The sequence below is a fragment of the Ignavibacteriales bacterium genome (assembly GCA_016214905.1).
Classification (GTDB): Bacteria; Bacteroidota; Ignavibacteria; order UBA10030; family SZUA-254; genus PNNN01.
Genome location: JACRMQ010000007.1, coordinates 1,362,208 through 1,376,773 on the forward strand (window position 1 = coordinate 1,362,208; position 14,566 = coordinate 1,376,773).

General features: G+C 40.0%; 5 protein-coding genes and 1 tRNA gene. All 6 read left to right on the forward strand.

Annotated elements, in window-relative coordinates:
• Positions 1–57 precede the first annotated feature (57 nt).
• On the forward strand, positions 58–1,152 hold the full coding sequence (locus tag HZB59_12875; GenBank protein ID MBI5022322.1) for a serine/threonine-protein phosphatase: 1,095 nt from the start codon (positions 58–60) through the stop codon (positions 1,150–1,152).
• A 280-nt stretch (positions 1,153–1,432) separates the two neighbouring features.
• Positions 1,433–1,507, forward strand: a tRNA-Arg gene (locus HZB59_12880).
• Between the two features lie 462 nt (positions 1,508–1,969).
• Positions 1,970–3,664, forward strand: a complete 1,695-nt coding sequence (locus tag HZB59_12885; protein ID MBI5022323.1) for a proline--tRNA ligase — start codon at positions 1,970–1,972, stop codon at positions 3,662–3,664.
• 97 nt (positions 3,665–3,761) lie between these two features.
• The gene (gene dnaE / locus HZB59_12890; GenBank protein MBI5022324.1) at positions 3,762–7,232 is read left to right on the forward strand and encodes a DNA polymerase III subunit alpha; all 3,471 of its coding nucleotides are present in this window, start codon (positions 3,762–3,764) and stop codon (positions 7,230–7,232) included.
• A gap of 52 nt (positions 7,233–7,284) precedes the next feature.
• Complete coding sequence (trxA, locus tag HZB59_12895; protein ID MBI5022325.1) at positions 7,285–7,605, forward strand: thioredoxin; 321 nt, start codon at positions 7,285–7,287, stop codon at positions 7,603–7,605.
• 800 nt (positions 7,606–8,405) lie between these two features.
• Positions 8,406–14,566 (forward strand): hypothetical protein (locus HZB59_12900; protein MBI5022326.1); only part of this gene is annotated, 6,161 nt, incomplete at its 3' end.

Here is a 14,566-nt window from a genome sequence, read left to right on the forward strand (position 1 = left end):
ACTTTAACTTCAATAGAATCGTAAGCAGAGGGAGACAAAATATACGATTTAGATAAAATGACTTCACAAAATCAAACCAATGCTACCGAACCGGGAATCGGCAAGACGGTTATCAACGATATCCGCAGCGGGGGATTCTTCGACAATATTCTAAATGAATATCGTGAACTCAAAGAATTTATGTTGACCACGGAGAGAAAAGATCAACTCCAGAAGATGGGTCGCGTGAAACGGTGGTTTTTCATTACATGGTGGTTATTGAAAAGTATGTTCTTTAAACTTACTCCAACGCGAAGAATTCTTCTGCTGCTTGCCCTCATTTTTCTTATTCAGAATTCACAGACAGCAGCAGATAATCGCTCTTATATTATCGGAGGTATAATTTTAATATTTATAATCATGCTTGAACTTAAAGATAAGTTGACAGCCAAAGAAGAACTTGAAGCGGGGCATGCAATACAAAAAGCATTGATGCCGGATAGATCGCCGAAGGTGCGTGGCTGGGATCTCTGGCTCTTCACTCGCTCTGCTAATGAGGTTGGCGGCGATCTGTTAGATTTCCAAAAAGTAACGGATGATCGTTTTGGATTTGCTCTCGGTGATGTTGCGGGTAAAGGACTTAAAGCCGCATTACTTTCCGCGAAGCTTCAGGCAACATTGAGAGCGCTTGTAGTTGATTATTCATCTCTCAGAGAATTGGGTGTAAAATTAAATCAGTTGTTTTACCGTGATAGAGTTCCTTCAATCTTCGCATCAATTGTATATGCAGAAATTAAACCGGGTGATGGATTAATCCGCCTGATAAATGCCGGACAATTTCAACCGATAATTGTCCGTGGAAACTCGATTGAGAAAATGGAAAAGGGTGGAGCCGCGCTGGGGATTGTCCCCGATGCTCAATACGATGAACAAAATACAATTCTTGATGCGGGAGATTTGATGTTATTTTATTCAGATGGATTATCGGAAGCGCGTAATCAGATGGGTGAAGATTATGGAGAAAAGCGATTGGTATCTTTACTGCCGTTGATAAGCCAATATTCCGCCGATAAGATTGGCGAAAGAATAATTTCCGAGGTTGATAGATTTGTTGGAAAGGCGAAAGCGCATGATGATTTATCTATGATCGTTGTAAAACGGGAAAAATCTTGAGTGTTCATTCCAGTTTTGATATCTTATCAAGCTTTTAAAGTCAGATAGGTGACTATCATTGTGGCTATTTAAGATTTCCATGCAACCTTTGGCCGTCAGATTTAACAATCATCTTGCAATCCTTGTGATATAAAATAAAATTGATAACATTTAAAGATTCAAGACTTTACCAAAAAAGAGATAGTATATTCTTACTTGAGCATCCGAAAATATTTTGGTATATTGTTCATGGTTAGTAGTTAGTAGTTGTAACAAATCACCAATCGCCAATCACCAAAACGCCCCCGTAGCTCAGTATGGATAGAGCGTCGGTTTCCTAAACCGCAGGTCGGCAGTTCGACTCTGCCCGGGGGTACGAATCAAGATCGTTCAAGAAGATTGATGCAAAAGAGGTTTCTCCCGTTTCAAGCTGTCGCTCGAAACGGGATCCGCAAAGTTATATACAAGTTAACTGCACTTCGTTTGTTAACTTGTGTAACTTTGGGACTAAACCGCAGGCGGCAGGGAGTTTATCCCGCTGAAGTGAAACAAAAGCGGGAACTCTGCCCGGGGGTACAAATCAAGTTAAATAGAAAAAGTAAAAAATAGTTTGGATTAAAGGTATTTCAGTATTCACCTTAATTAGGATAACTGTTTTACGCTCAATGATCTGTAATTATGATCGTTAATCCCGAAACCGCAAGGTTCGGGATTTTAATTTAAAATATACTTGAGACTCCTCAATAATTTTGGTATATTAACCAAGTCTTTTTTCGATTGTTTCGCAAGACTGATTCAATTTATAAGAAAATAATATCAATCAATTACATTTAATTAAATGAGATTAAGTAAAAATTTTATTCCGACTGTCAAAGAAGTCCCATCAGATGCTCTTATCCCAAGCCACCAACTAATGTTACGAGCCGGTATGATACGCTCGTTGAGTGCAGGAGTTTATTCATTCCTCCCATTGGGTTATAAAATCATGAAAAAAGCGATGGAGATAATCCGTGATGAGATGGATGCCATAGGGGGACAGGAATTTCATCTACCCGCTCTTAACCCGATAGAGTTATGGGAAGAAACAGGTCGCGTGAAAGCATTTGGCGATACGATGTTTCATATTAAAAATCGAGCACTGGTTCTCGCTCCAACACACGAGGAAGTTATCTGCTCCATTGCCAAGAATCATCTTAAATCGTACAGAGATTTACCGCAGATTTGGTATCAAATTCAAATGAAGTTCAGGAATGAGCCGAGACCACGATCGGGTGTAATACGCGGCAGACAATTTATTATGAAAGACTCTTACAGTCTTGATGCGACGTGGGAAGGACTCGACCAGAGTTATGATTATCACGCCGAAGCGTATAAAAAAATGTTCACGCGTGCCGGATTGAAATTTTTCATCGTGGGTGCGTCGAGTGGTGCCATGGGCGGCAGTGCATCGCAAGAGTTTATGGTGGAATCTGAATCGGGTGAAGACACTTGTGCTGTTTGCGATGGATGCGGATATGCCGCCAATATTGAAGTTGCAGCATCGGCGATGCAAAAAGCACATCGCGATACTGAAAGTAAAACAATGGAGGAAATTTCAACTCCAAACGTCGGCACAATTGATGAGCTTAAAGATTTTTTAAAAGTCGATGAAAAATATCTTGCAAAATCGCTGGTGTTCATGCAAGATAAAACACCGATACTTGTTTTGATGATGGGGAACGACCAGTTAAACGAATCGAAATTATTGAGCGCACTTGGTGCGGATGTACGTCCTTGTCATGCCGATGAATTGAAAGCGCTGACGGGAGCCGATGCCGGTTCTATCGGCCCGATTGGATTGGAAGGATTTAAAATTATTGTCGATAAAAGATTGCAGGGTGGCAATAACTTAATCAGCGGTGCGAATAAAAATCATTTTCATATCTCGAACATCGATTTGAACAGAGATGTGAAAGTTAACGGTTATTTTGATCTCAGGACCGTGAATGCAGGCGAACAATGTGTTAAATGCGGTAAACCTCTGCGTGTTGTGAATGCAATTGAACTTGGGCATATTTTTAAATTGGGGACAAAATATTCCGATGCCCTTCACGCATATTATCTTGATGAAAATGGAAAAGAAAAACCAATTATCATGGGAAGTTACGGAATTGGAGTGGAGAGGATTGTTGCATGTTTCATCGAACAAAATAACGATCAGCACGGGATAGTCTGGAACAAAGCACTTGCGCCATACCATGTTCACCTGATAATGGTTAACTCCAACAATGAAAAAGTTGTCAGCACTGCAGAAAATCTGTATAAGAAGTTGCAGGAATCACTCATCGAAGTTTTGTTCGATGATCGCGATAATGTGAGTCCGGGATTTAAATTCAAAGATGCCGATCTCATCGGGATTCCTCTCCAGATAATAGTTGGTGAGAAGAATGTATCATCGGGCAATGTTGAAGTGAAAATGCGCAGCACGGGTAAACGTGAAATAATCGAAATACCGAAAGTCTGCCATTACGTTGAAAAGTTTTTAGAGTCTTAGTCCAGAAATTCGCAATATAATCGGGCGGAAAAAGCTGGACGCAATTCCGGCTTTTTTCTTGCCGGTAATATTTATTTTATTGTATTTGAAATTGAGCATGTCTGAATTTATTCATCTTCATAATCATTCCCACTTTAGTTTACTCGACGGTGCCGCGTCTGTTGACGGATTAATCCAGGCTGCCGTTGATAACAAGATGTCTGCTGTGGCTCTTACAGATCATGGTGTTATGTTCGGAGCAATTGAATTTTACAAAAAAGCTCAGAGAGCAGGAATCAAACCGATTCTTGGGTGCGAAATGTATATCGTAACCAAAGGATCAAGGTTCGACAAAGATATCACTTCGATCAAGAATAAACAGGGACAGGGAAGGGGAATTTATTACCACGTAGTTCTGCTGATAAAAAATTATGAGGGTTATAAAAATCTGATTCGTTTATGTACGCTTGGTCATACCGAAGGATTTTATTATAAACCGCGAATCGATATCGAGCTTTTGCAGAAATATTCGAATGGTCTTATAGCATTATCGGCTTGCCCCAATGGTGTGGTGGCTCATCAGTTGGTTCAGGGTAATTATGAAGAAGCGCGGGAAACCACTTCATTATTCGTTGATATATTTGGGAAAGATTTTTATCTCGAACTGCAGAATCATGGACTTGAAAAAGAGAGACCGATTTTGGAAGGAATGCCGAAACTTGCGAAAGAATTCAATATAAATCTTGTTGCAACAAACGATGTCCATTACATCAAACCAGAACACGCTCTTGCTCATAATGTTTTGCTGATGATACCCGATGCTTCACAAACGAACACGACCGATTATCATCAATTGCGTTATCAAACAGATCAGTTATATTTTAAATCGGCAGAAGAAATGTCTCGGACTTTCAAAGATTTCCCAACCGCGTTATCTTCAACAATTGAGATTGCCGAAAAAATAGAACAATACCGGCTCGAACCCGATAAACCGAGCATGCCCGACTTTCCCGTTCCTCAAGACGCGGGGACTAAGAAGCTTGATGAGTATTTGAATCATCTCGCTCAGCGTGGATTGGAGCGAAGGTATAAAGAAATAACTCCCGACATTAAACAACGATTCGAGCATGAACTTGCTGTTATCAACAAAATGGGATATGCCGGTTACTTTCTTATCACACAAGATTTTATCAATGCGGCACGTGAGATGAGCGTTCTTGTTGGTCCCGGACGTGGAAGTGCCGCCGGAAGCATCGTATCATATTGTTTGGGAATTACGAATGTCGATCCTTTAAAATACGATTTACTGTTCGAGCGATTTCTTAATCCAGATCGCGTGAGTATGCCCGACATTGACATTGATTTTTCCGACAGTAAACGTGATCGTGTTATTGAATATGTCAAAAAGAAATATGGCAGTGAGTCTGTCTCTCAGATTATCACCTTCGGTACACTATCCACACGCGCGGTTCTGAAAGATGTTGGCAGAGTGATCGGGGTTCCGCTTAGTATTGTTGAATCGATCACTAAACAAATTCCTGTGATACAGGGAAAAGTAACTCCTCTTGCCGAAGCGTTGGAAACAAATCCCGAGCTAAAATGGATAAAAGAAAGTCCCGATGAAAAAATTCGTGAGTTGGTAGATATTTCATTAGTGCTCGAAGGATTCAATCGCAATGCGTCTACACACGCCGCCGGAGTTGTGATCGCTCCGGGACCGTTAATTGATTATGTGCCGCTGTACAAAACTCCGACGACTGAAATCATGACTCAGTACAACATGATTGATCTTGAAAAAGCCGGACTGCTCAAGATGGATTTCTTGGGACTTCGTACCTTGACGGTTGTAGAGAACGCTCTACAACTTATCAAAGAAAATCACGGTGTTGAAATCGATTTAGACAATATTCCTGAGAATGATGCGGATACCTTTGAATTATTCGGTAAAGGACAAACGATAGGCGTTTTCCAATTCGAATCATCGGGGATGCAAGATTGGTTGAGGAAATTGAAACCGACGAGCATCAGCGATCTTGTGGCGATGAATGCTTTGTATCGCCCCGGTCCCATGGAAATGATTGGAGATTTTATCCGCAGAAAGCAAGGGGGTAGAATAGATTACTTGCATCCGGCTTTAGAACCGATACTGAAAGAAACATACGGAATCATAGTTTATCAGGAACAGGTGATACGGATAGCGAGTGAAATAGCAGGATTTACGCTTGCCAAAGCCGATTTAATGCGCCGCGCGATGGGGAAAAAAGATAAAGATTTGATGACGAAGCAAAAGAAAGAATTTATCGACGGTGCATTGAAAAAAGGATTTGCAAAGAAGGTCGGTTCCGATATTTTCGACATGATTGAAAAATTTGCATCATATGGTTTTAATAAATCGCACAGCGTAGCATACAGCGTATTGGCATATCAAACTGCATACATCAAAGCGCATTACCGGCCTGAGTTCATGGCAGCTAATATGTCGGCTGAGATTGGCGATACAGATTATGTTGTTCAATTGATTGAAGAATGCCGGCGGATGAAGCTTCCCGTTTTACCACCCGATATTAATGAAAGTGGTGTTCAATTCATTGTAACGAAAGATGGAATTCGATTCGGAATGAGCGCGATAAAAAATGTTGGCGTTCATGCGGTTGAAAATATAATAAGGACTCGTACGGAACATGGACATTTTGATAACATATTCGATTTTTGCCGTCGGGTTGATTTACGGTTAGTAAATAAAAAAACTCTTGAAGGTTTGATTCAAGCCGGGGCGTTCGAACGATTGCACAAAAATAGATCATCGGTATTCGACGTAATCGAGTCTGCAATCCAGTATGGGCAGAATTATAAGGAGCAAGTCGCAAAAGGACAGTCGTCTTTATTCGAGGGCGGTTCTTCCGTGAAGAAGCAGGAACAATACCCGGCTCTGCCAAAAATAAACGACTGGGCAGAGAGCGAAAAGCTATCACGTGAAAAGTCTGTACTTGGATTTTATGTTTCGGGACATCCATTAAGAAAATATGAATTAGACATTCAAGCTTTCACAACAGCACAATTTGGGACGGGTGCCGCTGTTAAGCAGGGTACCACTCTCCGTGTTGCGGGAATTATCTCAGCATTGAAAAAGAAAGTGGATAAAAAGGGGAACATGATGGCGTTCCTTACGTTGGAAGATTTCAGTGGCAAAGGAGAATGTATTGTCTTCTCGGATGCATATAGAACTTATCAGCAGCTATTGATAGAAGATGCTATGATCATGGCGATCGGAACGGGTGAGCAAAACGGAGAGACGATTAGGATATTCATCAAAGACGTTATTCCGATAGAAAAAGTGAGAGAAAAATTCGCGAAGAGCGTAATAATCTCCATCCGTTTAGATACTACACAGGAGACAGCCATCTCTGAATTAAAATTGTTAGTTGATAATCATAAGGGAAAATATCCCTGCTACTTTCATGTAATCGATTCAGATGGTGTCAATGCAAAATTATATCAATCCACAACGGCAAACGTGGATATTTCGAATGAATTCATAATGGGAGTTGAACAATTGCTTGGACCATCTAGTGTAAGAATATCTCAATAAAATTTTGTATATTTCCAAAGTTTTACAATAACTATTTTATAAGGATTATTAAATGAAACCAATCGAAGTAAATGACACGAATTTTCAAAAAGAAGTTCTCGAAGCTGATAAACCAGTTCTCGTTGATTTCTGGGCTGTATGGTGCGGCCCTTGCAAAATGATCGCACCGCATATTGATGAACTTGCAAAGACATACGATGGACGATTAAAAGTTACCAAATTAGATGTTGATTCAAATCCCAAAACCGCGATGCAATTTGGTATACGAAGCATACCAACATTGCTAGTGTTTAAAGGCGGGCAGGTGGCTGAACAAATTATAGGAGCTGTATCCAAATCTCAACTTGTACAGAAGGTTGAATCTCACTTGTAATATGTTCTGTTAAATATTAATTGATTCAATTACTAGGGTTACCACAAGTAACCCTTTTTTTTATTATTCGAGTTGACGATAAAATATATAACCTAATATTATGAAATTTGAATTAAGATATTTTGAAATATTCTACTTTATAACTGTTTTTTGAAATTTTGAACCGAGTGAATTTTCTCGATATCACTTTTTAAAAACGAAAATTGGATTAGATTTGCCAGTTCGAGCAGATGTAATTCTTACTCTCTTTCTTGCCGGATAAAAGAATTTACATTAATTGGTCGACGATATATATAGTTGAAAATCTAACAATTCAATAATCACGAATATATTTCGATTATATGCATATTTTTTACAGGTTATAACGATTTCAGCTCGGCTGGAAGTAAAATTTGATATTTCGGAAAAAAATACAATCGTATGATTACTTTAAAAAATAGTCTTTTCAGCCGAATATTAAAAAATTTAGTAAAAAATTGTAATTGATGAGTTGTAATATTTGCAACGATCGGCAATATTTACTGCGTGTTTTTTTCTTTTTTACTAAATTGCTTTAATACTTGATTATTTAGGCACCTACCTGATCCAAAGTTAATGGTATAATGTTTGTAACCTTCCTCTGAGATTGTAAATATTTCTAAAATATAATTGAAAATAGATAACAAGGTAAAATGAACCATTTCTGTGAAAAGGGCACTCAAATGAAAACCATTCTTATCTTTTCTGAAAATATCATTCCAAGATTCACGGAAATTATTTCTAACTCTTCAATGCAACAAAAAAATGCAAGGAATAGAATTATGAATAATAAATTATTTAGAATATTCCGAAAGCACTCTGTATTTGCAATATTATTATTGGTCACTTTTACATTTGGAGAACAAATCATAGCACAAACCAGTTGGAAGGGTACTGCAAGTAGCTACTGGAGTAATTCGAGTAACTGGACGGCTGGAGTTCCAACAGCAAGTGTAGATGCCATTATCGGTGATGCGAATTTTACAGGGTCGTACCAACCTTCTATTACTTCATCTTCAAGTTGCAAATCGTTGACTATTGGGGCTGGATCCAAATCTTCAACACTTACACTTGGTTCACAAAGTAAGAACCTCACCGTTTCTGGATCTGTGACTATTGGTGCTGTCGGCACAATCACTCAATCACAATCAAATACCATCACGTTAAGTGGGAACTTCAGTAAATTCGGAACGTATAACGCGACCAACAGTAGTGCCAAAGTTACCTTTTCAGGTATATCGCAAACAATCAGTGGATCGAGCACAATAGTATTTAAGCGACTAACGATTAACTCCAGTAGTACAACAACTCTTCAGGTCAACTGCACTGTAACAACTTTGACGGTGAGTGGTGTGCTTAATCCTGGTGAATCAAGCACATACCAAATCACCAGTATTTCGACACTAACTGTTAATTCCACTGGTACTTTACAGGTTAGGGCAACTACCTTTACCGGTAACTATTCTGCTTCAACCGTTTCACTTTCTGCTGGTAGTACGGTTGAGTATGCATCTACAACGAGAAATCAGACGGTGAGTAACTCATATACATACAGTACATTACGCATCAGCGGTGCAATGACAAAAAGTATAACAGGTAATTTACCTGCATTAAATTCGAGTAGTTCCACTTACGGAAAAATATTTGTTGATGGAGGTACATTTGATATCTCTTCATATACGGTAAACCGCGGTACATCCGTTATGGGTGGAAGTTTCTCTGTTGCGAATGGTGCCACTTTTAAAATTGGTGGGCTGAATAGTTTTCCAATAAACTACTCCACCATTTCTCTTGGAACTTCATCGACTGTTGAATATTCCGGTACCAACCAAACCGTTACCACACTTTCGTATGGTCATTTGACGTTGAGTTCAAGTTCGGGATCGGCGATAAAAACAATGCAAGCCTCGGCAATGGTAATAGCTGGCAACCTGACTTCAAGTACAGGAGCAGGCACATCTGTCAGTTTTACTGCAGGCAACTTGCTAACTGTTAATGGTAATATTTCGATTGGTGCTTCAACAACATTTAATGGTGCTACTTTTACACATACTCTTCTTGGTGATTGGACAAATAATGGCACATTTACCGGCAGTACCAGCAAAGTAGTGTTAATTGGGACTTATCGCACCATTAGCGGTACAGGTGTGAATAATTTTTATGATTTAGAAATTGGAGGATCAGGCATAAACGTATCTGGAACAACAAACATATCGGTCGCAGGAAATTTAACAACGGTGGGCGCCGGCACTTTTACTCATTCAGTTGGTGGTACATTAACAATGTCCGGGACGTCAAAAAAAATCAATGGTTCTGGAATAACCCTTGCAAATCTAATAATAACAGGAAGTGTTACAGATTCAACGAGTCTTACCATAAGTGGTAATTTACTGTTGAGCGGGTCGGGATCGTTTAACGCAGTACTCGGAACAATCACGTTGAGTGGACCTTCAAATATGATGACTAACTCGGGATCGGGTTCGTTTATTCTGAATGCTTTGACAGTTACCGGTAATATTACTACGTCAAGCGATTTTTCTATCCGTGGCAATTTTGCTGTACCCAGTGGTTCATTTACCGCAACTGCTGGAAGAGTCACATTTATAGGATCAACAACCATATCCGGCACCGTGAACATCTTTAATGGTACTCTTAATGGAATATTATTACAACTTGGTGGAAATTCGGTATTAGGATGCGCCGGCGATACTCCGACACTCGTCGCAGGAACGTTTGATCCGACTACTTATACTCCAAATACAGTAAATTACAATGGTACTTCAGCGCAAGTTATCGTTCCTGTAACGTATTACAATTTGACTTTTACAAACGGTGGGCTAAAAAGTACGATAGGTCCGATGACAGTGACGAATCATTTGACAATTAATGCAGGAGCTACATTCAACGCGGGTAGCTACACACACATTGTGCATGGGGATTGGATTAATAACGGGACATTTATCTCGAGCACCGGAACTATCGAATTTGCAGGATCGAATGATGAGTATGTTTCCGGATCGAGTAGTACAGCTTTTAACACTTTAACTCTGAATAAGTCGTTTATGGAATCTAAGGTCATACTTTCGTCATCCGTAAATGTTGCAACATTAAATATGACATCAGGCAAAATATATATTCCGGATACCACAAAATCAATTACAATTACAACTACGCGTACAGGCAATGGTGTAATCGAAGGTACGATCACCCGTACTCATACGTTTATAAATGGGATATTTTATGCGTTTGAGGGACCCACTAATTTTATTAGATTTACAGGCGGTGGAATAAATCCTACATCGATAACGATAAGAGTTGTCATGCAGGCACCACCGGATTTCGTACCTAAAGGTACTTCAGGGCTTGAGATGTATACAATCAGTCAAATAGGTGGTTCCGGATATACGGCGACTCTTTGTCTTTCTTACGAAGCGGAGGCGCTTAATGGTAATGATCCTGCAATGTTACATTTATATAAATATGTTGCTGGATCTTGGATCGATTGTGGTGAAACATCCAGCGATATCCCTAATCAATGTGTTGAGTTGTCGGGCGTGACTGATATAATTGGCAGATGGACTTTTATGTCAAGTATTTCCGGTACACTCGAATGGATCGGAGCTTTAAGTAGCGATTGGGATAATTCCTATAATTGGTCAGTTGTAAATGGAACCCCATCTATTCCACCTGACAGTGCTACTTATGTGCAACTTGGTTTCAGGGCATGCACAAATCAGCCCACTATTACTTCTGTTGCCAATGCTCGGATAATCAGTTTTGGAGCTGAACAAGGAATAACACTTACATTATCCAGCGGTGGATCTCTTAATATAGAAGGCTCCTTCGGTTATTCGGGTTCATGGACTTCGGATATCACACACACGATTGTGATCGGCAACCAAACAATGACGATTGGAGGAGACCTAAATCTTGGTCCTACTGTCAATAATAGACGTATCAATATGACAATCAGTAATGGTTCATTGAGTGTGGATGGGCATATTGACCAAACAACTAATTCAGAAATCACCGTAAATGGAAGTGGTACAATTTTAATAAAAGGTAATTGGCTAACTTCAGGTTCGGCAACATTCACTTGCGGATCGGGAAGTGTTATATATAATGGAAGTGGAAGTCAAATTGTTGCGCCATGGACATATTATCATTTAGATATCAGAAAACCGAGCGGGAATGCCACGCTCAGCGCAAACGCTGTAGTAGCAGGAAACTTAGATGTTGATTCAACGGGGGGATATTTCCAAATAGCAGCAGACACATTGTCAGTTAGCGGTAATGTTACGATTGCTGCGGGTAATACGTTTGACGCAGGTTCAGCAATCATCAGAGTTGGCGGTAATTGGACAACTAACGGAACTTTTGCTCCGGCTGGAAGCACATTAACTTTTAATGGTTCCGGAACACAAACGTTGACTTCTGGAAATATTAATAGATTGATTATAGCGAAATCGTCAGGCACTTTTAGCCCTTCCGGCAATTTAATCACTACTGGAAGCTTTACGATTACATCTGGAACCGTGGATCTCTCCACTCACACAATAAGCCGAAGTTCTTTCGGAGGAACAGTGAGTATGGGTGCAGGGTCTTTATTAAAAATGGGAACTGGCAGCAACATACCATCGAATTTTTCTACATACATTTTTGATTCAACAAGTACACAAGAATTTTATGGTACCGATGCCCAGCCGATTGTTTCCGCTACTTATGGAAATCTGACGCTGACGAATGGTAGCACAACGGCAAAAGTACTTAATGGTCATATCGCTGTAAAAGGAAATCTGTTGGTAAATAGTTCTGCATCATTGAATGCCGGTTCGTATAATGCCACTATTAATGGAAATTGGATCAATAACGGGACTTTTACTCCAGGCACTGGTTCAATTTTACTTAGCGGCTCAAGTAAAACTCTATCATCATCGGGAAATCTTGATCTATACAATTTATCCGTTGGAGGCAGTTACACCTTTTCTGCTCCGCAGATGCACATAAGGGGCGACGCAGATGTGATGAGTGGTACGCTGAATGTCGGAACGACAACAATGATACTCGATGGGAACATTACTCTTTCCGGAACTTTATACACAGATGGGATTATAACGGTATCTGGTACGCGAGCACAAACTATTCAGATTTCATCACCTATAGTTGGTACCGTAAATAATGTATTAAATTTTAATGGAACCGTGCGGCCATCGCTAAATACTAATGCAGCGCCAACATTTGGCACTGTTAATATAAATAATACCGGTGGTATTGTTGCCAGTGCTAATTGGTCGGTTTATGGACCGCTAACAATTGCGGCGGCTTCGTCTTTCGATGGTGGGTATCTGACACATACATTCTATAGAAGTGTAAATAATCAAGGTATTCTGACGAGTGAAGGGAATTTGAATTTTCTTCCCATGTCTACATCTATTATTCGTCTAAGTGGAGTAGCATTTAACAGTAGGGGAAGAGTAACCTTTGGTGGAACCGGCAGCACTACAATTGTTGGTACTGCGCCAATTTTTCAAAATGTTAACATCCTGAATACCAATGCTGTTGGAATTACGCTACCGTCAGGTTGGACTATAGTGGGTGATCTCTCTATTGGCAGTGGTGCTACATTCCATGCCGGAACGGGCATTATAGATTCCATTGCGGGATCATTGACTTGCGATGGAATCTTTGATGGCGGCACTTCCACGATAGTTATGAGCAACGCAACCTTAGGAGAGATTGGTGGTGGAGGGACTATCAATTTTTATAACGTTAAAATTGCTGGAACCATCACTGCTATGTCTGATTTTAATGTCGGCGGCAGTTTCACTTATGACGGTATATTCGATGGGTCGGCTGTAGATGTATATTTCACTGGCAATACTCCTTCTACCATTACTGGAACACAGGCAACACCTTCATTCCCGTCATTGATAAATATGAAATCCAATGCTACAACAACGCTTGGTATGAATCTCGTTGACATTATTTCATTGATCGATTCTACCGGAACGTTAAACCTTTCGACGTATACACTTACGCAGGATGCTGGTGGTGGAATTTTATCGATTGATGCTGGTGCGACTTTGCAAATTGGTGGTACAAATTCTATGCCGACATTTAATACATACGATCTTCATTCATTGAGTACAGTCGAATACAATGGCTCTGGTGCACAAACAGTCAGCACAATGACATATGGAGGGCTCAAGATTAATAATACAAATGGTGTTACTCTTGCCGGAAGTACGACGGTCAATGGTACGTTAACATTTGCATCTGGTAAAATTACAACTGGTGCTAACAATCTCATCATAGGATCATCTGGATCCGTTAGTGGTGCAAGTGTAGGAAAATATGTGTACGGCAATTTACAAAAATTATTTTCACCCGGGGCACAATCATTTACATTCGATGTAGGTGATGCAACTAATTATACACCGGCTGCTATATCATTTGCTAATGTATCTACACCTGGCAATGTAACGGCTAAAACAACATCGGGTGATCATTTGAATATTTCAACATCGGGAATTAATTCATCAAAGAGTGTCAATAGGTATTGGACACTGACGGCGGGCGGAGGATTGACCTATTCAATGTATGATGCAGCATTCACATTTATTAATCCGGGTGATATCGATGTTGGTTCAACTCCCGGAAATTATACTGTTAAGAGATATAATGGCTCAAGTTGGTCATCACCAACGATCGGCACAAGGACATCAACAACGACAGGAGTTACCAATGTATCAGCGATGAGTGACTATGCAATTGGAGAACCGTTGAGTCCAATAATAACCTCAAGTGCAGGCTCGAACGGAAGTATCAGTCCGACACCAACTGCGATAGTGAACTACGGCGGAAGTCAGACATTTACAATTACACCAAGTACCGGTTATCATGTAGATAGCTTGATAGTCGATGGAGTGAAGGTAACATCGGC